Genomic DNA, 26,201 nt, shown 5'->3' with positions numbered 1-26,201 from the left:
AATTTGTGAATATTTCTTCATTCCAATCAGTTGGTTCATTATCTCTAAAAACACTATTAATATGTTGTTTTAAAAGGTTTAATTAGCACCATGGCGGTAGTGAAATGTTGAATAAATATCCACACGTTGTTCTTTTTATGCAAATATTTGATTGGTTATTTCGTTATTAATCTTGTTTAGATTGGATTTTCCATAAAAAGCCATCAATCTGTCATATTTGACGAAAAAAAGAACTTATCTTTAATGGAGCATTGGTCTTAATAGTAGGCTGACAATATTTGCTTCTACACCATCAATGTTGTCACTGCATAGAGGAAATGGTAAGATGAAAAGGGAAATTATCGAAAAAGTTTGATATGATTTTTTTTGAAAAAATGTTCTTGTAGTCTCGATAAAAAGGAGCGTTCATCACATGATGGGGATTTTAAATAAAGTATTTGATCTTAATAAGCGTGAGCTGAAGCGTCTGGAAAAGCTTGCTATACAAATTGACGCATTAGCGGCAGAAACTGAAAAGCTGACAGACGATCAGCTTCGTGAAAAAACGGAGGCATTTAAAGCCCGCTATCAAAATGGCGAAACCCTTGATGACCTCCTTGTGGAAGCCTTTGCAGTCGTTCGTGAAGGTGCGCGCCGCGTGCTTGGCCTGTATCCTTACCATGTTCAGCTGATGGGGGGTATTTCACTTCACGAAGGGAACATTTCGGAGATGAAGACCGGGGAAGGTAAAACGTTAACAGCGACGATGCCGGTTTATTTAAATGCACTTTCTGGAAAAGGCGTGCACGTTGTTACTGTCAACGAATACTTAGCCAGCCGTGATGCGAACGAAATGGGTCAGCTTTACCAATTTTTAGGATTAACGGTCGGACTTAACTTAAACAGCATGGATAAAGATGAAAAACAGGCTGCCTATGCCTGTGATATCACCTACGGTACAAACAACGAATTCGGATTTGACTACCTTCGTGACAACATGGTTCTTTATAAAGAGCAAAAAGTGCAGCGCCCGCTTTTTTATGCGGTCATTGACGAGGTTGACTCCATTTTAATCGATGAAGCGCGGACACCATTAATTATCTCTGGCTCCGCACAAAAATCCGCTGCGCTATATATTCAAGCCAATGCTTTTGTCCGAATGTTAACGAAAGACCAGGATTATACCTATGATGAAAAAACGAAGGGCGTTATGCTGACTGAAGAAGGAATCAGCAAAGCGGAAAAAGCTTTCGGCATTGAAAACCTTTTTGATATGTCGCATGTAACCTTAAACCATCATATTAACCAAGCGTTAAAAGCAAATGTCAGTATGCACCTCGATGTTGATTACGTTGTGCAAGAAGGCGAAATTGTCATCGTTGACCAGTTCACCGGCCGTTTAATGAAGGGCCGCCGTTACAGCGAAGGCTTACACCAGGCGATTGAGGCAAAAGAAGGCCTTGAAGTCCAAAATGAAAGCATGACAATGGCAACTATTACATTCCAGAACTACTTCCGTATGTATGAAAAATTGGCTGGTATGACAGGTACGGCTAAAACGGAAGAAGAAGAATTCCGTAACATTTATAATATGAACGTTATCGTGATTCCAACCAATAAACCAATTGCCCGTGATGACCGACCGGATTTAATTTATGCATCGATGGACGGCAAGTTTAGAGCTGTGGTCGAGGATATTGCTGAACGCCACGAAAAGGGACAGCCTGTTCTAGTTGGTACGGTAGCGATTGAAACATCTGAGCTAATTTCCACTTATTTATTCAAAAAGCGTATTCATCATAATGTCTTGAATGCGAAAAACCATGAACGCGAAGCCGAGATTATCGCAGAAGCCGGTCACAAAGGTGCGGTTACAATTGCGACAAACATGGCAGGACGCGGTACCGACATTAAGCTTGGCGAGGGAGTAATTGAATTAGGAGGTCTGGCTGTAATCGGTACAGAGCGCCATGAGAGCCGCCGGATTGACAATCAGCTCCGCGGACGTTCTGGACGTCAAGGGGACCCGGGGGTTACCCAGTTCTATTTATCCATGGAAGATGAATTGATGCGCCGCTTTGGTTCAGATAATATGAAGACCATGATGCAGCGTCTAGGCATGGATGATACCCAGCCGATTCAAAGTAAAATGGTATCCAGGGCTGTTGAATCTGCGCAAAAACGCGTTGAAGGCAACAACTTTGATGCCCGTAAACAGCTTCTCCAATATGACGATGTTCTTCGTCAGCAGCGTGAAATTATTTACACTCAGCGTGACGAAGTGTTAGAATCAGAAAACCTTCAGGAAATTGTTCAAAAGATGATCTTAAGCACCATTCAACGTACAGTCGATGCCCACGCATCCCACCATGAGGATGAAGAAGAATGGAACCTCCAGGGAATTGTGGATTACGTACATGCCAACCTGCTTCAGGAAGGTGATATCACGTTAGAGGATTTAAAAGGCAAGGATCCAGAAGAAATGGTCAATACCATTTATGCAAAAGTGAAGGAGCGCTACGAGGAAAAGGAACAAATTCTTTTCCCTGAGCAAATGCGCGAGTTTGAAAAAGTGGTTACTCTTCGTGCGGTTGATTCCAAATGGATTGACCATATAGACGCGATGGATCAGCTTCGCCAAGGTATCCATTTACGTGCATATGGCCAAATCGACCCGCTTCGTGAATACCAGCATGAAGGCTTCGCGATGTTTGAAGCGATGATTCAATCAATTGAGGAAGAAGCAGCCATGTATATCATGAAGGCTGAAATCCGTAACAATTTGGAGCGCCAAGAGGTAGCGAAAGGCCAAGCCGTGAATCCAAAGGAAGACGGAGAAGCTGTTAAGAAGAAGCCGAAAGTTAACCAAATAGAAGTCGGCCGCAATGACCCATGTATTTGCGGCAGCGGCAAGAAATATAAGAACTGTTGTGGAGCAGCGAAATAAATTATCGATTTAAAAAGAGCTGGCATAGAAATCGCCGGCTCTTTTCCTATTTTAGGTATGGTTTTTGTGGATTTGTAGATAAGTGATGCGAAATTGTAGATAACTCTCTGAATTTTGTGGATATTCATTCTGGATTTGCAGATATCCACATGGGGATAACTTTCAAAAATAAACGACCATCTTATTTGAAGGTCGCAATATTTTCCTTCTTAGGCGGAAAACTTATTATTCGAATCATAGTTTGTGAATCCTTGCCAATATGTTTGAACAAGTTATTTGTGTATAAAATAACGCCAGCTACAACAACGATGGATCCTATAATTGCAACTGGAAGTGCCGCATTACTTCCGGTAATGACTTGCACCGCAATTCCTCCCAACATAACCGGAACGCCAATGTTATGAAACCTGAACTGCGTTTTTGCAAGCTTCGAATTTGCCGCCTGTGGATAAAAATGATAGATTAGTCCAAAATGCGCCATTGATACCCAGCCTAATAGATTGATATGGGCGTGCACGGATGCTAGTCGAAAGTCATGAATAATCCCCATTATGATCCCAGCCAAAACCCGAATTGGTAAATAGACGCTTGCGGCCTGTAAATACCTTTTCCCCACTTTGTTCTTACCTCCATAGTCCTAAATTCTCAAAATAATTATGTACTTTTACAATTCAATGGATTTTTTTCCATATTTTCAATAGTTTTTCCTATTAAAATAGTGCAAACTACCTAGTATCTTTTCATTGCCAAAAAAAAGAAAGAGTGCGCCATTTTTTGGCTGCACCCTTTGGTATGATTATTAAATTAATGATTACCTTTTCCGTTACCTTGTCCATGCTGGTTATCATCATTATCTTGCTTGTTTTCTTTGGAGTTTTTAACTGCTTCATGCTGCTTTACTTGGACCTTACTTGCTGCTTCTTGTTGTTTAGCATCTGCTTTTTTCACTGCTGCTTGCTGCTTTTCTACCGCTTTATTTGCTGCTTCAGCCTTGTTAGCTGCCGCCTGTATTTGCTGTCCTTTAGCGTGGTCTTCAGCGACATTCGTTCTTTCTTGTTCGGTTTTCTCTACTTCTGTTGCTTCTTCTTCCTGCTTATGCTCTTTTGGAAGCTTATGCTTTGCCTTTACGGCTTCATCATCTGAAACTTTTCCACTTACAAACTTGTCCTCAATTTGGCCCATTTTTTCAGCAAATTTGGCATCTTTTTCTTCCAGTTTAGTTGCCTTTTTTGCTAATTTAGCAAATGATTTTTGAACGTTCTTCATAATCGCTTGCTGTGCAGTAGGGTTCTTAACGTGTGCCACTGCTGCACATAAAGCATCGATATTATGGGCAAGCTTTGTTTCTACTTCGCCCTCCTCAGCACTTTGAGAGTCATCGGTAGAATTTGTTTTAGTTGCCGGTAATGTTTGACTAGCTTCCTCCTGTGTGGCGATGGCTTCTTTTAACAGCGCTGCTGCCTCTTCCGTTTTGCCATCTGCAAATAATGCATTGGCTTCAGCAATACGTTCAGACGCAAAATCCGCTAAAAGTTGAGCTTGTTTATAATCATCAAAAGTGAAGGCAAGCTGGATTTTTTCTGTCAAGGTTTTAACAAAATAGAAGAAGTCACCAGGAACTAAGGAAGGAGTTTCTACTTTCACTTGTTCTGTTGTTGCTTCTCCTTCAACTTGATCCGTTCCGTTTTGATCCGTTTTAGTTTCGATTTGGTCTGTTCCATTTTGAACTTGATCAGTTGTAACCGTTGAATCCGTTGTTGCTTCCGTGCCATCGCCATTTGCGAACGCACTGCCTGCACCAAATGAAAAAATTAAAGTTGAAGCAAGCATACCACTTGTTACTAAATTACTAATCTTTTTGTGTTTCATATGACATTTGTCCCCCTAATAAAAGCCTACTAAAAATTACGCATATCAATTTGAATTTACGGCGGTACTATTAAAAAAGTTTGTCTATATTTTACAGAACTTTGAATCTGAAATTTTCCCCATGGAAAATTAGCCCTCCCTAAATTTTAGGGGGCATTTTTTTAGCACTCTTTTTTCATATATTGAAGAATTTCTAAATCAATGAATCCTGCCGGTTGTTCTCTCATTTCAAAGTTTTCAGTATGAATATAGGCTGTAAGAGCTTTTAAAAGGTCATCCTCATTATCTTGACCATTGGTGAGATAGCCGAAATTGGTAAGGCAAGCAGTCAATTCTCGCATAACCTCGCCTTCAATGGCGACAACTTGTTCCGGTTTGGAAGGAGCAAAGTATAATTGCTGGAGGTGATAAATTCGAATTAATTCTTTAATTGGATCAGGATGGTCATCCACTCGTAAATCGATATAGCGATCATTAAAGCTGCCATAACCGCCATTTTCTTTTACAACATATAGTGCCGCTGATTGTTTTCCTCTGCTGTCACCGCCTGCTTCCTGTCCGGCATCAAGTGCGGCAAGAAGTCTTTCACCAAGGGTACCCTTGGTCTCAGTAAAAACGTGCGCCATCGCTTCAACCGTATTTCCATCTACTAAAATGTTTCCTTGTGCAGCAAAATGGGGGCCCGTCACCCCGCCTGCCCAATGATAACACTCTTTTCCGGTAAAGGTTGCTGCGTTTCCATTTGCATCAATAAGACCGACCTGGCGCATCTCTCTTTCAGTGTCTTCTGCCAGAAGCGTTTGAAGCGCTTCTTCGGCTGATTTACCCTGTTCCATTAATTCCAGAGCCTTTGGGCCATAAGAGGTATTCGCATATGATTGCGTTGCGACTGCTCCAGCGCCTGCCCTGGCCCAAGGAACAACAGCTCCAACACCTAAAAATTTGGATTGTACAGCTATACCCCATTCTTTTTCAATTGGATCATAACCTACGATTGAAAATGTCATGTTATTCCCTCACAAACTATGTATTTTAATTGTTCCTTAATAAGGATACTTTTATTATTTTCGTTTTACTATATAAAGGAATCCTTTATTGAAAAGAACGCCGCTCCGGCTATCCGGTGCGACGTTCTTGTTCATATTAATGGGCTTCAATTAAGCCATATCGGCCATCTTTACGCTTGTAAACAACATTAGTACGGTTAGTATCTGAGTTCGTGAAAACGTAAAAGCTGTGACCCAGCATGTTCATCTGCAGGATCGCTTCTTCGCTATCCATTGGCTTAAGGTCGAAGCGCTTTGTACGCACTAACTCTAAATCTTCCTCATCTAAATCATGTACTTCGGTATTTTCTGAAGTTGCAAAGGTAATAGGAAAATCACCTTTTTCACGGAATTTACGGTTTACTTTTGTTTTGTGCTTGCGGATTTGACGCTCAAGCTTGTCAGAAATTAAATCAATTCCTGCGTACATATCAACATTTGTTTCTTCAGCACGTAAAACTAAATGCGGCAGCGGGATGGTTACCTCAACTTTAGAAGTTTTATCCTGATTGAATCTAAGATTCACATTTACTTTTGCGTTGGGAGCTTCCGTAAAATAGCGCTCCAATTTTGAAATTTTCTTTTCTACATACTCTCTAATTGCTGGAGTAACCTCAATGTTTTCGCCACGAACGTTATAATTCATGTGGACTCCTCCTTTAGTTAAGGCTATGTAATAACATTTCTATTCTACCCTATGATAATCCTGCTAAATCAGAACAAAAATTTTGTCGAATTATTGACAAAAACAATAGGTAAATAGTGACAATGTTTGGCACAGCCTTTGACATTGATATGAAACATTTACTAAAATGAATAGTTATTCATCTTAAGTTTTATATTAATATTAGTTGGGATAATTTGCCATAAATATGTTTTTGGTGTCAGGCACCATAAAAAGACATTTCCCCACCTTTGTCCACTGGAGGCGTACACCAATCTAATATCCACCCCACATGGACAATTGTTTGTATTGTCCACGAAGGGTGTCAGGCACTTATCTCGCTATCGTTAATGATTGAATAGCTGCAGCCCCTGCACCTTTTAAAAGCCTTGCGGCATGCCTTAGGGTTGAGCCTGTTGTATAGATATCATCGATAATTACAATGTTTTTGTCCTTTAAATTTAAGTCCTGGCAAAGCTTAAAAACTTGGGGTAGATGGATTCTCTCAGACCTTGATTTTTTCGATTGTTTTTCGGTATGAATTCGGGTAATGATTTCTGATGGGGTAAAGCCTGACACTAAGAGTATTGCTTTCGCTTGATTAAACCCCCGCTCATAAAGGCGCTCATCACTTAATGGAATCGGAACAAACAAGTCTGGTTCCATTTTTATCAACTTGTCTTTCATAAGTTCTGAAAATACTTTTACCAACGCATAATCTCCACGATATTTAAATTTCGCAAGCACTTCTTTTAAAAAGTCATTATAGAGAAAAAGGGAGATATTCTTATCAAGAAAACCTTGCCATTCCGGGTCCTCCTCCCATCGCGTACAATCATTGCATAGATTTCCATGACGAAATTTCTCGTCTAAATAAATAAAGGGGCGGCAGCAAATATGGCATGTTTCCCCTTCTATTTTTTCTAGCTTACTTTCACATGCTGTGCAAATAGAATGCTCTTTTTCTACTGAAATCATGGCTCGCCAGCTGATGCTGGGGCGGATTAGTTCGTGACATATTAAACAGCGGTCTTGCAGAAATAAATTCATTCTTCTCATCCTTTATCTAACTAAGGCTCTTTTCGTAAACTATGTTGTTTTTGAAACCTAATAAGGTTCGTTTACTAAGTCCTCTAAGTGCTTACGAAAAGATGCCACGACACACTATTTATACGGGCTTATAAACTTATACGAAAAACAACAATTTATGCGAAAATAGCCTTAACTAATCAATTAATCCCTTTCTTATGCCCTCACGATTCATTCCGACAATCTGTTTTTTGGCTTTCAGCATTTCTTCCGTTTTTCCGTAATGAAAGAAGGTCACTATTCCTCCCGGGTGATCCTTGCTCCTCCCCGCTCTTCCAGCAATTTGAACTAGGGCACTCTCTGTAAAAATATCATCCTCAGCCCCAACTACGGCAACGTCGATATTGGGAAACGTTACGCCGCGTTCAAGGATTGTCGTTGTAAGAAGGAGAGGAATTTCTTTTGCACGCATTTTTTGAACCTTTTCTTTCCTGACGGGATCTTCTGCATGGACAGCCTCAGTATCCAGGGCAAGCCCACGCACGATTGGAAGTGCTTTTTCCATAAGCGGGATGTGTGGAAAGAAGAGTAAGGCTTGTTTGTTTGAGACGGTCCTGTCTTTTATCCATTTGAGGATACTCGGGGGTAATTTATTTTTGTGAAGCTGCTTTTGCCAGTTGCCGCACCAAATGAATTCAGGAACAGGAAGCGGGTGGCGGTGAAAGCGGGCAGGTATCGTGGTAAAGGCCCTTTTTCCAGTCCGGCATTCTCTTTGCCATTTTTGGTTGGGTGTGGCGGTTAGATAGATCATGGCCGAGTTTGGTTTCCGCGCCTGAATGGCAGCATACTGGAGTGATTCCTCGACCGTGAAGGGAAAGGCATCGACTTCATCTAAAATGATTGCATCAAAGGCATGGTAAAAACGGAGCAGCTGGTGAGTGGTCGCAATCGTGAGCGGGGCGAATAAATGTCGGTCTTCGCTGCCTCCGTATAGAGAGGCTATGGTGATTTCAGGAAATGCTGCCTTTAATCGAGGGGTGAGCTCAAGAACCACATCCGTTCTCGGTGTGGCGATGCAAATTCTTTTTTGGTCGGCTAAGGCATCTTGGATTCCCGCGAACAGCACTTCGGTTTTTCCAGCCCCGCAAACAGCCCAGACTAAATGCTCTTTATTTTGTTGGATGGCGTTGACCACATGGTCGGATGCGACTTGTTGTCCCTCTGATAGTCTCCCCTCCCAAGCCATAATTTTTTGTGGGAGTGCGGTGTCAGGCACCGGGCCATTCCAGCCAAGCAACGGGGTACATTCGCTTATCCGCCCCATCATGATACAGTGCCGGCAATAGAGGCAGGTTTCACCGCACCTTTTGCAAGGGTAAGCAGAAAACCACTGCGGATCTTTATTTCCACACCGACCGCAGCAAGGCTTTTTACCCTTGTATTGGATTCCGGAGCGGTAAGTAATATATCCATTTTCATAATGTGTATGAATTTCGTTGAGGGGGAATGGGATGTCCTCAAGAAGAAGCTGTTTTCCGGTAAGAAGCTGCTGCAGGTCTTTGTTGTAAGGAAAATCTGGGTTTAGCAGTGGCTGTGGGATAAATGGGATTTGGGAAATTCTAAATGAATCTTCATGTGGAAATTTGACTGGCGTTAATTGCTGGCTTCTTAAGGTAAAACGCATAGGGAATCTCCTTTGGGGTGAAGATGGTATTTGCGATCTTTGGTTGTGCCGGTGGATGGTAATTTTAATGATAATAGTATTTTTTGAGCAATATCATTGGATGAGATATGGAGGAAATGTCGAAATTCGCTGTTAGAAATGAATGGCTTATACAGGTAAAAGTAATCATTAAGGCTTTCGATATGGGCATCTTTGCAAGAAATTTTACATATCGGACATCTCCACTTCCCCCTTTTGTAGTTCATAGCAATATTTAAACATTCGGGGCAACGAACACCACTGCGGATGTCTTTTTGCATAAGGGCATATTTCTCTAATATATTAATTTGCTTTTGGGAATGCTGACTTAGCAGGATTTTGCTCATACTGTTAAGCGCCTGATTATCAATCCATTCGTGAGTGTAACGATTTTCCATTACTTCTATTTTGTTAAAAATATCTCTTGCTTTACACACTCTACTAAAATCAGCTATTTCTCCGGGGGTAGTTTTTAAAATGGTATTGACGCTCTTAAAAAATACAAGGTAGTCGATTGGCAGTAAATTTAGACCGTTTTTGATCATCCAACGTTTCAATAGGGATTGAAGGCGTTGGCATTGGACCCGTGGATCTTCAAATGCTTCTTCGGATCCGTCCTCATTTTTACGGATCAGCTGTTTAAATAAATTATCAAAAAACAAAGTACCTATTATGTTTTTTGCTTCTAAGATGAGTATGTAGCTTTTTGAGATTAGAAGTGTATCAATTTGAAAATGAATTCCATTGAGTTGAAGTTGGATGTCGTGAAAAATGAGGTATTTATCTTGAGGAAGTTCTTTTACATAAGTGGCTAAAGTAATTTCGCCCCAGAAACCTGCCCATCTTTTGGCTAAATCCCTTTCAATTTCTGCATGTTTGAAATGGCCGGGAATTAATCGATATTTCATTATCTCGGTTAATATCAGCATAAGTGGTACCGGTAATTCTTTACATATCAAAATGAATCACTCCTTTGTCTTTTTTGATAAATTTCTACGTGTTTTCTGAAATTCCTGCGGAAGAAAATTGTCGATATTTTGAACTTATGGTTAGAGGGAATGAGGATTCCGCGAGATTTCGGATTTATTCCGCAGAACTTTGTATTTATTCAGCGAACCCACAACGGAATTCCGCGAGCATCTCTTCTTTTTCCGCAAAACCCTTTTTAAAGTTACCTTTTTTTAAGCCAGCTTAGATTGCACAAATTTCAAAGGCTGCATCTTCTCTGAGATTCCGCGGATTCAGGCTGGGATTCCGCGAAGTTCCGATTTGATTCCGCAAAATTTTATATTTATTCAGCGAACCCACAACGGAATTCCGCCAATATCTCTTCTTTTTCCGCAAAGCCCTTTTTAAAGTTACCTTTTTTTAACCCAGCTTAGATTGCATAAATTTCAAGTGCTGCATCTTCACTGAGATTCCGCGGATTCAGGCTGGGATTCCGCGAAGTTTCGGATTTATTCCGCAGATCCCTGAATTTATTCCGCGATCTCGTGCCGAGATTCCGCGAACTTCCCTTTGATTTCCGCCAAACAATGAAATACTCTCACTATAAACGACGAAACCTCAAAATAAAAACCATTCCGACCAAAAGGCCGAAATGGCGGGTATCCAATCTTAAAGTTTTTTCATCCAGCCCAAGCCCATGGCGCCTTCGCCAAGGTGGGTGCCGATGACGGCGCCGAAGTAGCTAATAGAGAATTCTGCGTTGGGGTATAGACCAATCAGCTCCTGACGCCACTCCTCAGCTTCCTGCCCGCGATTAGCGTGGATGATGACGGCCCGCCAATCGCCACCGCTCAAGGCATCCTCGCCAAGCAAATCGGCAATCCGCTTCATCGCTTTCCTGCGGGTGCGGATTTTTTCATACGGAGCAATAACCTTGTCCACAAAATGCAGCAATGGTTTCACTTGCAATAGGCTGCCGATGAAAGCTTGGGCGCTTGAAAGACGGCCGCCGCGCTGCAAATGTGCCAGATCATCGACCATAAAATAAGCACGTGCCGTCTGCTTTAATTGCGAAAGCCTAGCCAAAATGGCATCTGCATCCATGCCCGAAGACGCCATCCCAGCTGCTTCCAAGGCATAAAACCCCTGAACCATGCAGCTGATTTCTGAATCAAATGGATACACCTTGATTCCCTCAACCATCGTTCCAGCGGAAACCGCCCCTTGATAGGTGCCGCTGATTCCACTGGACAAATGAATACTGATAACAGCGTCGTAACCTGCAGATGCAAGCTGCTCAAACAATTCAACAAATCCACCAATCGGCGGCTGGGAGGTCGTTGGGAGCGCCTTGATCCGCACCTCCTCGTAGAACTGGCTCCACGAGAGATCGATTTCCTCCTGATAAACCTCATTCCCGAAAATGACATTTAACGGGATCATATGTATATTAAATTTTTCTCGCAATTCTTTCGTTATGTACGCTGTGCTATCCGTGACAACTGCCGTTTTCATATATGTCTACCATCCTTGTCTATAAATACAGTATGACTATTTTATATGAAAATCCTAAAAAATGCACCACAAAAAAGAGCATGCCCATTTAGAGCATGCTCATGACGAAACTATTAACGTACTTCCACCCAGCCATTTTTAATTGCAACAACAACAGCCTGTGTACGGTCATTTACGTTCATTTTTTGCAAAATGTTAGATACGTGGTTTTTGACCGTTTTTTCACTGATAAATAAAGCTTCACCAATACCGCGGTTGCTTTTTCCATCTGCAAGCATTTGCAGCACTTCACATTCACGGCGAGTTAACAAATGCAATGGACGACGAATTTCGATCGTCTGCACGTAGGAACCTGCTCGGACCACACCAGCAGCTAGCTTGCGATATTCGTTGACTAAGTTGTGAGTGACCTTTGGATGCAAGTAGGAACCACCATCAGCCACGACACGTACTGCTTCGATTAAAGCATCAGCGTCCATTTCTTTTAATAGATAGCCGCAGGCACCGGTTTGCAGTGCATGGGTCACATAGTTTTCATCATCATGAATCGATAAAATGATTACCTTTGTTTCAGGATATTTCTCGACTAATTCACGTGTCGCTTCGACACCATTTTTTTCTGGCATATTGATGTCCATGATGACAACATCCGGACGATATTCTTGTACAAGGTTTAACGCTTCACTGCCGTCGTCGCCTTCTGCCACGACTTGAAACGATTTTTCAAATTCTAGTATTCTTTTAACGCCTTCTCTGAATAGTTGGTGATCGTCAATAATGACAATTTTAGTAGTCATTTGCTACGCCCCCTCATTTAGTTGATTAATGGAACATGAATTAATACTGCTGTTCCTTTTCCAATTTTTGAATCAAATGAAATTTCACCATCGAGCAGGTCGACCCGCTCTCTCATCCCAATCATTCCAAAAGACTCTGGCTTCTTATGGTTAATATCGAAACCTACGCCATTGTCTTTGATCAAAACGCTAATTGACGAATTGGTTATTTCGAGTCTTACTTTTATTTCACAGGCATTCGCATGCTTAAGTGCATTTTGCACTGATTCTTGAATCATGCGGAACAATGCGACTTCATACTTAGTCGGAAGCCGACGTTCTAGGCCAATGTTCTCAAAACTAATTTTCGAGTGGTTATGATATTCTTCGATAGTACGCAGATATTTTCTGAGGGTAGGCACGAGACCTAAATCATCTAAAGCCATAGGACGTAAGTCGTAAATAATTCGCCGTACCTCATATAGGGCTGAACGGACCATTTTTTTGAAACTATCTATTTCTAAAAATGCCTCTTCAACACCCCTATCCCGATAGACACGTTCAATTAAATCAGAACGGACGATAACGTTTGCGAGCATTTGTGCGGGTCCATCGTGAATCTCACGAGACAGCCGCTTCCGCTCTTCCTCCTGTGCCTCAATAATTTTCAGACCAAAATCCTGCTTTGCTTTGGCTACCTCGCCAACTTGTTTTAAATCACTCTGCAAATAGTTCATGACGACAGAAATTTGTGAAATGAGCTGGTCAGCCCGATCAATTGTGTCAACTAATCCAAATAGCCGTCGTTCGAGATCATCGCGTTTATCCAAAAGCTGCTTTTTATACTGCCAATTTATAGAAAGATCCATTTGCAACTGATGCGCTTTTTCATAGGCATCACGGATCTCTTCCTCTGAATACTTCTTTATATTCATACTAACTTCAGACAGCATGACTCTCGCTTGGTGCACTTGCTTTTCGAGCTGTTCTCCTTCATCATTAAGCTTGACCATCATTTGTTTGATATTGTCTAATTCTGTTGTCATGTTGTCGTAATCTTGACGGCATTTTTCACTAATGCGAAAGATGTCACTCTTACTGCAGGTTACTGTCTCAATCATTTCTTCGCGGATTTCATCAATAGACTTCACATTAATCTGTTTAATTTTCATTTTCATTCCTCCAGGGATTGCATATTTTTCCCTTTAGGCCTTCTAACATATTTTACCTATATATGGAGCGTTTTGCTATTTTGAAGGCACTATCTAAAGACTCAACCCTCAAAGTTCAGTAAAAAGTAGTATAATGATAATATTATTCTACTACTTTCATCCTATAACCTATATTAACATCACTGAACTATGATTATTATATCATTCGAATTTTACTATCATATTAAAGGTATATTACAACCATATTTTATATTTTTTAAAAATAGAAAGGAGTTTAACATGCTCGCAAGTTATTTTACAGTAAAAGAAACAGGAGAACACGAAATTGTAATCCAGAAATCCCGGTTTATTGCTCATATAAAAAGAGTCGAAACGGAACAGGAAGCCCAGGAATTTATTCAAGTCATTAAGAAAAAGCACTGGGACGCCACCCACAATTGCTCTGCCTATCTGATTGGCGAGCAGGATCAGATTCAAAAAGCCAATGATGACGGGGAACCAAGCGGAACGGCCGGTGTCCCGATCCTTGAAGTTTTGAAAAAGAGAAGGCTAAAGGACAGTGCCGTGGTAGTTACCCGTTATTTTGGCGGAATCAAATTAGGCGCCGGCGGCCTTATTCGCGCTTATGGCAAAGCCACCTCTGAAGGTCTTGATACCGTCGGAATCGTCGAAAGAAAACTTGCCCAAGTCATCCATGTAAAAATTGACTACACTTGGCTTGGGAAGTTAGAAAAAGAACTTAGGGCGTCGGAATTTAAATTGAAAGAAATTCACTACCTAGATAACGTTATCATTGATACGTTTGTCGAGGAAAATAGTGTCGAAACCTTTGTCGAATGGATGATCGAACTCACGAACGGCCAATGCACCATCGAAAAAGGTGAAAGAGTATACCTTGAGGAAGATTATATTAGGTCTTGAGATAGATTACAATTGGGAAAATTTAAAGGGGCTCAAAGTATGAGTCCCTTTTGTCATGAGCGGTCTTTTGCAGTGGTTGTTTTTAGCGTCTGGACGATATTTAGTAATGGGCGGTAGTCTCGTCCCATAAGTCCGATTTTTTCGGCAATAATTTCAATAAAAAGAATAACTACAGCGATTAAAAATAAGGCACCGCCAATTCGGGCTTGTGAATAAATGACAGCAACTAGTCCAAAAAACGCTGACATTGCATAAATAAGCAGAACAGTCTGGCGGTGTGAATAGCCCATGCGCAGCATACAATGATGCAAATGAGATTTGTCAGGTGCGGACAAAGGCTTTTTGTTAATAATACGCCGAAGTATTGCGAAAAAAGTATCCGAAATCGGCACTCCAAGAATAATTACAGGAATTACAAAGGAAATAAAGGTGACATTTTTAAAGCCGAGAAGAGACAAAACAGAAATGATAAATCCTAAAAACAATGCCCCGGTATCTCCCATAAAAATACTGGCTGGATGGAAATTGTAAAAAATAAATCCTAGAGTACTTGCCAGTACAATTAACCCAACCGCAACAACATATAAATTCCCCTGAATAATCGCCATCCCCGAAATCGTTATTAACGCAATAGACGATACCCCAGCTGCTAATCCGTCCAATCCATCAATGAGATTAATGGCATTGGTGATTCCAACAATCCAAAGGATTGTAATCGGAATACTTAAAAAACCAAATTGCAGCTGACCGCCAAACGGCAGATTAATAAAAACGACTTGCAGATTTCCGAAAAAAACAACGGTACAGGCGGCTGCCAGCTGTCCAATTAGTTTATATTTTGCGGGCAGCTCAAACAAATCGTCACATAGTCCGGTAAGGATGATAATTAAACAGCCGAGAAGTATCGCAAACGAGTAGGGATTTCCAGGCCTTAAGAGGATCATTCCAATCATAAAGCTGATAAATATTGCTAAGCCTCCAAGTCTTGGCATAATCGATTGATGGACCTTACGCTGGTTTGGCCTATCAGTGGCTCCAATAAGGAAGGCAAATTTTTTTATGAGTGGAGTAATAAGTATTGATACGAAAAAACATACTATCAAGGTAAGAAAAAGCATAAAAAAATCCTCCTTGATAGTAAGTTTGTCCATTAAACAGAAATCAAAAACAAACAAATCATAGTAAAAATCGGAAAAAATAAAAAGAGGCAATCCCTGAAGGAATTGCCTCTTCTTTAAGAAAGATTACTTAATCCAAGCGCCATCTTTACCTAGTTTGTATTTGCCGATAGTAGTGTTAGCCGCCATTTTACCATCATTATATAGATAGTACCATTTATTGCTAACTTGTACCCAGCCTGTTAGCATAGCACCGCTGTTCGCTAAGTAATACCAGTTCTTTCCAGATAATACCCAGCCAGTTTTCATGATACCAGTAGTTGTATCAAGGAAGTACCACTTCTTGTTCACAAGGACCCAACCAGTTTGCATAACACCGTGAATATCAAAGTAGTACCATTTGCCATTTATTTGTGCCCAGTTAACTTTCATGTCGCCGTTAACTGCATCTAAATAGTACTTTATGTTACCTTCTTTAAACCAGCCAGTTTGCATAGCACCAGCAGTTTCTTCATCTTCGCTTAAGAAGTACCACTTGCCATTTACTTTCACCCAGCCAGTTTCCATGATACCGTCATTATCGAAGTAATACCATAAACCATCTTCATCGTGAAGCCACTTATTAGTGTAAAGCTCTTCCGTTTCAGGATCAACATAAGACCAAACGTCGTTTCCATCTTCATCCTGGGAATAGATCCAGCCTGTTTGTGCTTCAACAGTAATATCAAATGGAGTTAAGTTTCCAGTTCTATCAGTGATGTCTAAACGAATTACTGTACCTTTTGCAAATGTTTGTCCCATTGGGATTTCAAAGTAACCTTGGTCATCAGCAGTTGCAGTACCTAAAACTTTTCCGCTAACTTTTGCTACAACCTTTGCACCTGGCTCTGTTGTACCATAAAGTGTATCGTCATAGTTTGTTACTGAAACTTGCGGTTCTTCAACAAAGTTGTCAATTAAGATCCGGCCTTCAATTTGTGCACTTACCGGCTGCGGTAAGGATTTGAAGTACTGAATGAAACCGTCTAAATCCACCACGTTTGTTACACGATTTTTACCAGACTTAAGGACTGAGAAACCGTCTCCGCCATCTGCCATGAAGTTGTTCACAGTAATTGTGTATTCAGCCTCTGGATCGATTAGTGAACCATCTTCTAAATAAATATCAAGCACTTTACTGCCATAAGGCTGTGAATCGGTCCAAGTATAACGAAGACCAGAGACTGCCATGATTTTGTTATAGCTTGGCGGTGCTTGGAATTGTTGATTTAATAAGGTTCTGATTTGGTCACCAGTGACAGTCATTGTTACTAAGTCATTACCAAATGGCTGAACCTTGAATAAATCGCCCCAAGTGATTTTTCCATCAGGTCCACCTTGAAGCGGATTACGGATACCGCCGGAATTCATAAATCCTAATTCAGTACCAGTGACTTTGCGCATTCCATCAGCAATTAAATTACCAAGTGCAGATTCACCAGAAGCATTTGCCACGTTTGTGATTGGAGCAGAAATAGAACCAACTACCTGGCTGACAATCGGTTTGATGTCTTCTTGGTAGCCATCAAGTTCAGCTTTGATTTTTGCATCAGCAGTAATTTTGCTGTGAAGTGTATCTACAACTTCTGCTTTGCGGTCAATAATATCGCCAGAAACAGCATCAATAGTTAAGTCAATATCTGAGAATGCTGTACCATATGACCATGATTGTACTAATGTCTTGTTGTCAACAGTTGTATTTAGATATTTATGGTCATGCGCACCGTAAATAACGTCAACAGAAGGATCAATTGCTTTAGCCATGTCAACAACTTTACCAGTTGCTGCTGTACCATCTGTTTTTGAAGTTCCTGGATCGTGTGCAAGAACGACAATTGTTTTTACACCTTTATCTGTTAATTCTTTTGCGTATTTATTAATAGCAGTTACTTCATCTGTGAATTTTACACCTGCAACGCCGCTTGGAGTAACGATTGTTGGAGTTTCAGTTGTTACAACACCGATAAAGCCAATTTTCACGCCATCAACTTCTTTTACCACGTATGGAGGTAAAATATTTTGATTAGTCTTTTCATCCACAACGTTTGCTACTACATAAGGGAAGTTAGCGCCTGTAAACTTGCCATACTTCGCTTCGTATTTCTCAGTCTTTGGATTGCTGCCGCCATAAATCAGACGCTTCATTTCAGCAACGCCTTCGTCAAATTCATGATTACCGATTGTACCAACGTCAATGCCGATTTCATTCATCATGCGGATAGTTGGTTCGTCTTGCATAAGAGCAGATACTGGAGGGCTTGCTCCAACAAGGTCACCGGCTTGAACCATTAGGGTATTGGCAGGGTTTGTTGCTTCTCTTTGCTTCAAGTAAGCAGCAAGGTATTCAATACCCCCAGAGTAATCTACAACTTTACCAGAACTGTCTTTTATTTGTCTCCAAGTATCAAGCTGACCATGGAAATCATTAATACCTAATAATTGAATGTGGACGTTTTGGTCAAGAGTATATTGCTCAAAGCCAGAACCATCTGGATTTGCACCAGCATCTTTTATATTAGGGGAAGCATCTGCATAAATCTTCGCATCTGGAGAAGAATTAAATTGTAAAACTGCTTTTCCGCCAACAGGAGCAAACTTCCAGTTGTTATCTGCTGAAGGATTTACAGTACCTTTAGCTGTAATATAGTTAATTAAAACTTGACGGCTTTCGTCTGGTGAATCCACAACTATTTTAGCAACTCCGCCTTTTAGTCCTGGGAAGTTTCCGCCACCGCCAGCACGGTAGTTATTAGTTGCAACAATAAACTGTTGATTTGGATCTACGGCTGTGCCATCAGGCATTGTTAAGTTAACAATGCGATGTGAATCTGGATTAATCAGATTACCATTCTTGTCATATCTAGGTTTTTGTGTAAGATCTATTTGGTACTTGACACCATCAATTACATCAAAATTATAGGATGGGAAGTCATCATTAACAATATTTTGAGGTTCTGCTTTGGTTGGGTCTACTTGAAAGAATTGCCCAGCGGACATTTCAAGCCATTCTTTTACTGTTGCACCAGTAACCTGAACTGCTTTTAAGGTATTAGGATATAAATATAAGTCGTTAGCACTCTTAATAGAAAGTTCACCAGCTGGAATATTAGTATAATAAGAGACTCCGCTTCTTCCTCCAGCTTTAAAAGGCGCACCTGCAGATAATACTGGAAGGTCTTTTAGTTCTGGCTTATCTGCGATTGCCTTTTTAACATATTCTGTTTGCGCATTATTAACAATTTGAATAGTTGGATCATCTTGTACTTGTGCAAAGAAGCTGTATAGTGGAGCTGAAGTTGTACCAATTTTGCCGCGTACATAGTCTAACGTACCTTGGTGATAGTCTTTTACAGCATCAACAATTTGTTGGTCTGGCCCGTCAACCGTCTCTACAGAAACTAACTTACCGTTTGCATCAGGAACTTTCTTAAAGATTGGTCTCAATGCAGCTTTAGAGCTTGCCACTTGCCATTTTCCATCTGCTTTTTGCAAGTTTAAATCCATAACACCAAGGTTATTACCCCAGAAACCAGCTTCCATTGCAGGTACTTGATTGATATGTCCATTTACGTTATCAATCGTATTGTTACCATTAAACTTTGCGTCACCCGGGAAGTTCACGTGTGCATGTCCAAAAAGCAGAGCATCAATTCCAGGAACTGAAGATAAAGCATACACAGCATTTTCTGCTTCTGCTTGGTTAGGTGCTGCTACATCACAACCAGAGTGTGCGATTGCAACAATAACATCTGCACCATCTGCTCTCATTTTAGGAATGAACTCTTCAGCTGATTCAACAATGCCTTTTACAGTTACTTTACCTGCTAAATTATCATGATCCCATTGCAAAATTTGCGGTGGGGCAAAACCTATGACACCGACTTTAATGGTTTGTTCAACTCCGGCATCATCTATTACTTTTTTATCAATAATTTTATAAGGTTGGAAATAGTTTTTGCCCGTTACCGCATCATAAATATTAGCATTTACAACATTATAAGGGGATTCTTCTAATGCATTATTAAGGAAATCTAAACCATAGTTAAATTCATGATTGCCAACAATACCAGCATCGTATCCCAGCATGCCCATAGCTTTAAACATAGGGTGTTGTTCTGTTGCCCCTAGTTTTTTAACTCTTGCAACATAATCTGCCATAGGGTTACCCTGGAGCAGGTCACCCGCATCAAATAACATTGAGTTGCTTTGGTTTACTTCTGCTCTAGCTTGGTGAATAAGCTGGGCAGTTCTGTCAAGTCCAAACTCAATAGTTGGAGCGTCCTTATAGTAATCGTAGTCCATGACATTGTCATGCAAATCTGTTGTTTCCATTAAACGAAGATTTACAGTGCTCTCAACTGTTCCCGCGGCTTTTGCCACATGTGGGAAAATATTAAATGGAACCGTTGTAAGCGCTATCACAACAGCTAGAGAACTATTAAGCATGCGTCTCTTCATGCTTCTCTTTATCTTTCTCTTCACACTTTTTCCGCCCTTCGACAAAAAATATTTGTATTGCAAGACTATTCTACTAATTTTTCCAATAGATTCATAGTCTTTTTTGTAAAATAATTGTTGGTATTTTGTTGAAAGTTCGTAAATTATTTTTAGCCCGAATATTTAGAATTTTCAAGGGTTCTAGCGGCTTAAGGCTTTAAAATCATATGTAACAATTCCAATCTGAAAAACGTCTATTATGGGGAAGTTTTCCGCAGGAAAGGTGGAAAAATAGAAGAATTTTATTTTTCAAATTTCGACACTAAACTACAGTTTACGTAACTGTAAAAAAAGGGTAAAATGTAAATTGGTCTTTTATACTTAAAAAAAATGAATCATGATGATATTGATATAAAGGAGAAAATATATGTCCGAAATTCAACGCTCACAGCGTAAAGCGCAGAAGAAGAAAAAGATCCGGAAAAAGCGAGTTTTTATGTGGATTTTCGTTCCGGTTTTAATTGTTGCCCTATGTAGTGCAGCATATGCAACATTTTTGCTTAAAAAAGCGGAGTCAGTTGTCAATAAATCGTATAATCCTGTTAAAACCGTGTCAAAACGTGCTACCCAGGTTGACCCAGAAAAAGATAACATCTCCATCCTTCTTATTGGGGTCGATGAAAGTGAGAGCAGGAAAAAGCAATATGGTGATGCCGTTCGATCTGATGCACTTCTAGTAGCTACCTTAAATAAAAAGGAAAAGTCAGTAAAGCTGTTAAGTATCCCTCGTGATTCGTATGTTTATATTCCGGATAAGGACAAATATGATAAAATCACTCATGCTCACGCATACGGCGGACCTAAATATACGATTGACACCGTTCAAGAATTGCTCGATATTCCGATTGATTATTATGTAAAAGTTAATTTTTATGCCTTTATCGATGTGGTGAATGCTTTAGATGGAATTGATGTTGACGTACCTTATGCGATTTCAGAAAAGGATTCTGAAGACCATCACAATGCCATCCGCTTAAAACCGGGCTTACAAACGCTGACAGGAGAACAAGCTTTGGCCCTTGCCCGAACGCGACATAAAGATTCTGACGTAATGCGCGGAATGAGACAGCAGGAAATTATTAAGGCAATTTTTAAAAAAGCTCTTTCACTTGGCTCGATTACCAAACATGCTGACATGATTGAAGCGGTTGGCGACAATATGCAGACAAATATGTCCTTCAATGATATGAAGTCGTTGATGGATTACGGCCTTGCAGGCAGCGGGCTGAAAATCGACACCTTGAACTTAAAGGGTGCTGATGAATATATCAATCGAATTTACTATTACAAGCTCGATGATGCTTCACTTGAAGAAACAAAATCAATCTTAAAAGCGCATTTAGCATCCGATTCAACTGCCGGTGGCTCCAGTACAACAGACAGTACAGATGCTAGCAGTGATTCAGATTCAAATAATAATGACACAAATTCAAGCGAAAACAATAATTAGAAAAAAGCCGCATCATATTCCGTGATGCGGCTTTTTCTTACTGAAAGTCCATTTTTGATTAAATAAAAAATTTATCATCATTCCTAAAAATGTAGAAAAGACTTGAGCTGCGGTAGAACCAATTTTAAATTGATCAACTAATAAGTATAGTGTTAATGTATTAAATCCAAGCATTACAATATTAACGATAACAAATTTTACAAAAAGCGTCAGATTTCCTGACCTTTCTTGAAATACCCAATTTTTGTTCCAAAAAAAACTGTTTATTGTCCCCAAGCCATAGGCAAGGGTGTTCGCTAAGATATAATTTATTCCTAGATAAACGAACAAAGTGAAACTCCCTATAGTAATGAGAGTATTGAAAATACCAACAGCACCAAACTTTAAAAACTTCGTCATATTAATAATTCCACCATTTTTTAGAAACATTATACATTTTTTTATAACGAAGAAAAAGCCTGACCGCTTTGGCCAGGCTTTACAGCTTATCTATTTCGTACTGTGGTTAATTAGTAAAACGCGCATCATTTTGATTAATGGGCGGTAGTTCTTGCCGACAAGCCCAACGGTTTCCGCAATCAATTCTATTAGAATTAATAAGACAAGGATGAGGAAGAATCCTCCCATAAGCTTTGCCTGTGAAAAGATGATTGCCGCAAGACCGAAGAATGCTGCCATTGCATAAATGATTAACACTGTCTGACGATGGGTAAAGCCAGTACGGAGCAGACAATGGTGTAAATGCGATTTATCTGGTGCAGATAATGGCTTCTTATTCACAATTCGGCGAATGATGGCAAAGAAGGTATCAGAGATCGGTACACCAAGAATAATAACAGGAACGATAAAGGAAATCAGTGTTACATTTTTAAAACCTAACAAGGATAAAACGGAAATCATATATCCCAAAAATAAGGCACCTGTATCACCCATAAAGATTTTGGCTGGATGAAAATTGTATAGCAAAAATCCAAGCGTGCTTGCTAGAACGATAGAGGCAACAGCTGTTACAAAGCCATCCCCCATGATAATCGCCATTCCACAAATGGTAATCAAGGCAATGGAAGAAACACCGGCAGCTAGTCCGTCTAAACCGTCAATCAAGTTGATCGCATTGGTTATCCCGACGATCCAAATAATCGTCAGTGGGATACTAAAATAACCGAATTCGATTTGGCCGCCAAATGGCAGGTTGATGAATTGGACATGAACGCCGCCCCAAATCACCACAATGGCTGCAGCAGCTATTTGAGCTATGAATTTAATTTTCGCCGATAGCTCTAACATATCGTCTAGTATTCCAGTAATGACAATGATAATACTGCCAATGATAATCGGCAGCGCATACGGCCCTCCAGGACGCATTACTAGCATTCCGATGATAAAGCTTAGATATATGGCTAATCCGCCAAGACGTGGCATGATTTTTTGATGGACTTTTCGTTGATTTGGTTTATCAGTAGCCCCAATTTTAAAGGCAAGTTTTTTTACTAAAGGCGTAAGAAGAATAGAACTAATAAAACATAATATCAGGGTGATGTAGATCATCATGATCCTCCTCATATAGTTGGAGTAACCATCTAGGTTACTAGAAAGTTAGTTATCTATTTAACAATCAATTACATAACAACTTAACAAATGTACCATGTGGATTATAACACAGGTAAAATTTATTTTAAATAGATTTTCCTTTTCAAGCAAATGACTAATTATTTCATATTTTCCATAAACTTCATAATTACTATTTTAATAGATGGAATTCAATAAAAAGGGCATTAGCTTAAGCCCCTTACATTTTCCACTTGGTATAACTGAATGACGCGGTCGGTCATGATGTCTTGATCGTTCTCCTTCGCCATTTCTAAACCATTTCGAATAAGTTCCTGTTTAATCTCTGCCGATTCAAGGACCGTTAGAATTCCTTTTTTTAGTGAATCGGCGTTATTTACTTCCACCAGAACTCCATTGCCTTCATCGAGCAGATATTTCAGTCCGCCTACATTGGTTCCAACCACTGGTGTTCCACAAGCCATCGCCTCAAGGGCCACAAGCCCGAACCCTTCAATATGGGAAGGCAGAATAAACACTTCTGCAGCGGCCATCCATAAAGCAACCTCCGCTTGGTTCTTAGTTCCAAGAAAATGAATGCTTTCTGAGAGCCCATTTTCTACTATCAGCGACTTGATTTTTTGATAATAGCCATGGTCCTTATTCGAACCAAGTATGTACAGTTCATAATCTAGATAATCATTTTTGAGAAGGCTGTAAGCCTCAATCAATTCATTAACACCTTTTTGTTCAATGATATTTCCCACAAACAATAATGGAGTCTTCCCCTCTGAAATTCCGCATTGCTTCCGAGCCTGCACTTTATCAACCTGCTTAAAAACATTCAGGTTTACCCCCATATTAATGAGAGAAAGTTTTGACCGCGGCACCCCAAAGTCTTTTTCCAGGGTGGAAAATAATTCTTGGCCAACCGCAATGACGTGGTCGGCATCTGCTAAAATGCTTCTTGTCATAGTTTGAATGCGTCCGCTTTTCTTCACCATTTTATCAATATCGCCGCCATGTGCAGTGACGATAAAACGGGCTCCGAAAAGCTTTTTGTACCACTTCGCAAGCCAGCCGCTTGGGAACACATAATGGGCATGGACAACGGATGTTTTGCTCCCTTTAAAAAGCAGATGAACTCCAAAATTGAGCATCCAGTTCCCATATTTCCTCAGCAAATTCAGCTTACCTTTGTTCGGATTGTCTATCGCAAGGACATCCACATCCAAACCCTTGCTGCGCAGTGCTTCTACTTGATTTTTCACAAAGATTCCAAAGCTCTTATGCTCGCTCGTCGGATACATGTTAGAAATGACAGTTACTTTTTTTTTCATGAAATCTCCTGTTGGACCTACATAGTTCTTATTAATATACCATGAAATTTGACGAATTACACAAACTAAAAGTTACATATTCGTTTCAATTTCTTATCATTTGACATTTTTCAACAAAATGCGAAGTTGTCCTTTACTATGATATAATATCTTTGTTGTTTTTATCATCAATAGGAGGTTCGAAAGTTGTTATTCAATTCCTACATATTCATTCTCGTTTTCTTTCCAATAGTATTCGCAGGCTACTATCTGCTTTTGAAATTAAAGAATAAAAATATCGCGAAGATCTTTTTCGTGATTGCGAATCTTTATTTTTACAGCTATTGGAATGTCAAGTATTTGCCGATTATTCTTTCATCGATTGCCATCAATTTTACCTTGGCAACCATCCTAAATAAAATTCAAAAGCTGGCGATAAAAAGAACCGTTTTAACAATGGGCATTCTTTTTAACATTGGCTTGCTTGGATATTACAAGTATTATGACTTCTTTATGACCAACGTCAATACTGTTTTCAAGACGGACATTTCGCTGTTACATCTGGCACTGCCATTAGCCATTAGTTTCTTTACGTTTCAGCAAATTGCATATTTAGTCGACACCTTCCGCGAAGGAACGAAGGAATATTCATTGCTTGATTATGCATTCTTTGTTACCTTCTTCCCTCACTTGATTGCTGGACCGATTGTCCATCACAGGGAAATCATCGACCAGCTAAGAGACGGCACAAATTATAAAATCAAATTGAATAATATTGGCTCAGGGCTGTATATTTTTTCAATCGGACTTTTTAAAAAGGTAATCATTGCGGATACATTGGCCGGTTGGGCGAATACTGGTTATGGCAATCTCGCTCACTTAACGTTTTTTGACACCTGGGTCACTACCCTGGCATACACCTTCCAATTGTATTTTGACTTTAGCGGATATTGTGATATGGCCATTGGTTTAGGTCTATTTTTCAATATTAAGCTGCCAATAAACTTTAATTCACCATATAAATCGTTGGATATCCAAGATTTCTGGCGCAGATGGCATATGACCTTGGGCCGCTTCTTCACTCATTATCTCTATATTCCACTTGGCGGAAGCAGAAAAGGCAATATTAGAACTTATATAAACCTTTTTATCATTTTCTTTGTCAGTGGCATTTGGCATGGTGCAGGCTGGACATTTGTCATTTGGGGAATTATGCATGGAGTTGCTAGTGTGATCTACAGGTTCTGGAAAACCTTTAATATTACGCTGCCAAAGTTTGTTGCCTGGTTCATTACATTCATGTTTGTCCATATTGCCTGGGTTTTCTTCCGTTCACCGGATTTGACAACAGCCAAGCTAATGCTGACAAAGATGTTCAGTCTTCAAGCGTTCCATTTTCCAGCTGGGCTGACTGCACTATTCAACGAAAGACTTGGCACCCACTTCATTCCTGGAGTTTATTACTTTGATTTAAAAATGGTACTGCTATTTGTGCTTATGTTCGGAATTGTCCTGTTCGCGAAAAACTCAATTGATCGTTTGAATACATTCAAACCAAGCTATCGTATGGCTGTGTTTGTTAGTTTGATTGCGGTAATCTCGTTATTGTATTTAAACCGCGTCAGTGAATTCTTATATTTTAAATTTTAAGGAGTTAGCCTC

At 40.0% G+C, this 26,201-nt stretch carries 19 protein-coding genes; 4 read left to right on the top strand and 15 right to left on the bottom strand.

The annotated features are described in order from the left end of the window. The first annotated feature begins 412 nt into the window (after nucleotides 1-412). Nucleotides 413-2,926, top strand: a complete 2,514-nt coding sequence (secA, locus tag PH210_RS22940; protein ID WP_289988688.1) for a preprotein translocase subunit SecA — start codon at nucleotides 413-415, stop codon at nucleotides 2,924-2,926. Nucleotides 2,927-3,107: 181 nt separating this feature from the next. Here secA and PH210_RS22935 read toward each other — a convergent pair whose 3' ends face one another. The 10 genes from PH210_RS22935 to PH210_RS22890 all read right to left on the bottom strand — a co-directional run bounded on the left by PH210_RS22935 (nucleotide 3,108) and on the right by PH210_RS22890 (nucleotide 13,647). Beyond that, nucleotides 3,108-3,542 (bottom strand): cytochrome-c oxidase, encoded by a 435-nt coding sequence (locus PH210_RS22935; RefSeq protein ID WP_289988686.1) that lies wholly within the window; start codon nucleotides 3,540-3,542, stop codon nucleotides 3,108-3,110. 188 nt (nucleotides 3,543-3,730) lie between these two features. Beyond that, entirely contained in the window at nucleotides 3,731-4,795 is a 1,065-nt protein-coding gene (locus tag PH210_RS22930; RefSeq protein ID WP_289988685.1) for a DUF5667 domain-containing protein, read from the bottom strand. A 161-nt stretch (nucleotides 4,796-4,956) separates the two neighbouring features. Then, nucleotides 4,957-5,802 carry a DUF1028 domain-containing protein gene (locus tag PH210_RS22925; RefSeq protein ID WP_289988684.1) on the bottom strand — a complete coding sequence of 282 codons (846 nt, stop codon included), beginning with the start codon at nucleotides 5,800-5,802 and terminating at the stop codon, nucleotides 4,957-4,959. 136 nt (nucleotides 5,803-5,938) lie between these two features. Next, complete coding sequence (hpf, locus tag PH210_RS22920; protein ID WP_289988683.1) at nucleotides 5,939-6,487, bottom strand: ribosome hibernation-promoting factor, HPF/YfiA family; 549 nt, start codon at nucleotides 6,485-6,487, stop codon at nucleotides 5,939-5,941. Between the two features lie 351 nt (nucleotides 6,488-6,838). After that, a complete protein-coding gene (locus PH210_RS22915; protein WP_289988682.1) occupies nucleotides 6,839-7,555 on the bottom strand; it encodes a ComFC family protein in 717 nt (238 codons plus the stop codon). Between the two features lie 175 nt (nucleotides 7,556-7,730). After that, complete coding sequence (locus tag PH210_RS22910) at nucleotides 7,731-9,218, bottom strand: ATP-dependent helicase ComFA (protein ID WP_289988680.1); 1,488 nt, start codon at nucleotides 9,216-9,218, stop codon at nucleotides 7,731-7,733. Then, nucleotides 9,203-10,195 carry a nuclease-related domain-containing protein gene (locus tag PH210_RS22905; RefSeq protein WP_289988679.1) on the bottom strand — a complete coding sequence of 331 codons (993 nt, stop codon included), beginning with the start codon at nucleotides 10,193-10,195 and terminating at the stop codon, nucleotides 9,203-9,205. Before PH210_RS22905 ends, PH210_RS22910 begins: the two co-directional genes overlap by 16 nt. Nucleotides 10,196-10,853: 658 nt before the next feature. Next, nucleotides 10,854-11,699, bottom strand: coding sequence for a DegV family protein (locus PH210_RS22900; protein WP_289988677.1), 846 nt, complete (start codon nucleotides 11,697-11,699; stop codon nucleotides 10,854-10,856). A 113-nt stretch (nucleotides 11,700-11,812) separates the two neighbouring features. Further along, nucleotides 11,813-12,496: a response regulator transcription factor gene (locus PH210_RS22895; RefSeq protein ID WP_289988676.1), complete on the bottom strand. Its 684-nt coding sequence runs from the start codon at nucleotides 12,494-12,496 to the stop codon at nucleotides 11,813-11,815. Between the two features lie 17 nt (nucleotides 12,497-12,513). Continuing rightward, the gene (locus PH210_RS22890) at nucleotides 12,514-13,647 is read right to left on the bottom strand and encodes a sensor histidine kinase (protein WP_289988675.1); all 1,134 of its coding nucleotides are present in this window, start codon (nucleotides 13,645-13,647) and stop codon (nucleotides 12,514-12,516) included. Nucleotides 13,648-13,926: 279 nt separating this feature from the next. Between PH210_RS22890 and PH210_RS22885 the strand changes: the two genes are divergently transcribed. Next, the gene (locus PH210_RS22885) at nucleotides 13,927-14,568 is read left to right on the top strand and encodes a YigZ family protein (RefSeq protein WP_289988674.1); all 642 of its coding nucleotides are present in this window, start codon (nucleotides 13,927-13,929) and stop codon (nucleotides 14,566-14,568) included. Between the two features lie 53 nt (nucleotides 14,569-14,621). On the opposite strand, the gene PH210_RS22880 is transcribed toward PH210_RS22885, so the two are convergent. Both PH210_RS22880 and PH210_RS22875 read right to left on the bottom strand, forming a co-directional pair. Beyond that, nucleotides 14,622-15,686, bottom strand: a complete 1,065-nt coding sequence (locus PH210_RS22880; RefSeq protein ID WP_289988673.1) for a glycosyltransferase family 4 protein — start codon at nucleotides 15,684-15,686, stop codon at nucleotides 14,622-14,624. A 126-nt stretch (nucleotides 15,687-15,812) separates the two neighbouring features. Beyond that, complete coding sequence (locus PH210_RS22875; protein WP_289988672.1) at nucleotides 15,813-20,183, bottom strand: bifunctional 2',3'-cyclic-nucleotide 2'-phosphodiesterase/3'-nucleotidase; 4,371 nt, start codon at nucleotides 20,181-20,183, stop codon at nucleotides 15,813-15,815. Nucleotides 20,184-20,589: 406 nt separating this feature from the next. On the opposite strand from PH210_RS22875, the gene PH210_RS22870 reads away from it, so the two are divergent. Further along, nucleotides 20,590-21,672 (top strand): LCP family protein, encoded by a 1,083-nt coding sequence (locus tag PH210_RS22870; RefSeq protein WP_289988671.1) that lies wholly within the window; start codon nucleotides 20,590-20,592, stop codon nucleotides 21,670-21,672. Between the two features lie 12 nt (nucleotides 21,673-21,684). Here the strand turns inward: PH210_RS22870 and PH210_RS22865 are convergent, their stop codons facing one another. The 3 genes from PH210_RS22865 to PH210_RS22855 all read right to left on the bottom strand — a co-directional run bounded on the left by PH210_RS22865 (nucleotide 21,685) and on the right by PH210_RS22855 (nucleotide 24,560). Then, nucleotides 21,685-22,071 (bottom strand): GtrA family protein, encoded by a 387-nt coding sequence (locus PH210_RS22865; protein WP_289988670.1) that lies wholly within the window; start codon nucleotides 22,069-22,071, stop codon nucleotides 21,685-21,687. Nucleotides 22,072-22,161: 90 nt separating this feature from the next. Further along, nucleotides 22,162-23,220, bottom strand: a complete 1,059-nt coding sequence (locus PH210_RS22860; RefSeq protein ID WP_289988669.1) for a glycosyltransferase family 4 protein — start codon at nucleotides 23,218-23,220, stop codon at nucleotides 22,162-22,164. A gap of 227 nt (nucleotides 23,221-23,447) precedes the next feature. Next, nucleotides 23,448-24,560 (bottom strand): glycosyltransferase, encoded by a 1,113-nt coding sequence (locus PH210_RS22855; protein ID WP_289988668.1) that lies wholly within the window; start codon nucleotides 24,558-24,560, stop codon nucleotides 23,448-23,450. A 186-nt stretch (nucleotides 24,561-24,746) separates the two neighbouring features. Between PH210_RS22855 and PH210_RS22850 the strand changes: the two genes are divergently transcribed. Then, nucleotides 24,747-26,189, top strand: a complete 1,443-nt coding sequence (locus tag PH210_RS22850; RefSeq protein WP_289988667.1) for an MBOAT family O-acyltransferase — start codon at nucleotides 24,747-24,749, stop codon at nucleotides 26,187-26,189. Nucleotides 26,190-26,201 lie beyond the last annotated feature (12 nt).

The sequence above is a fragment of the Paenibacillus sp. BSR1-1 genome (assembly GCF_030403775.1).
Taxonomy (GTDB): domain Bacteria; phylum Bacillota; class Bacilli; order Bacillales; family Cytobacillaceae; genus Neobacillus.
Note: the sequence above shows the minus strand (reverse complement) of the source record. Positions and strands in the feature narration are given on the sequence as shown.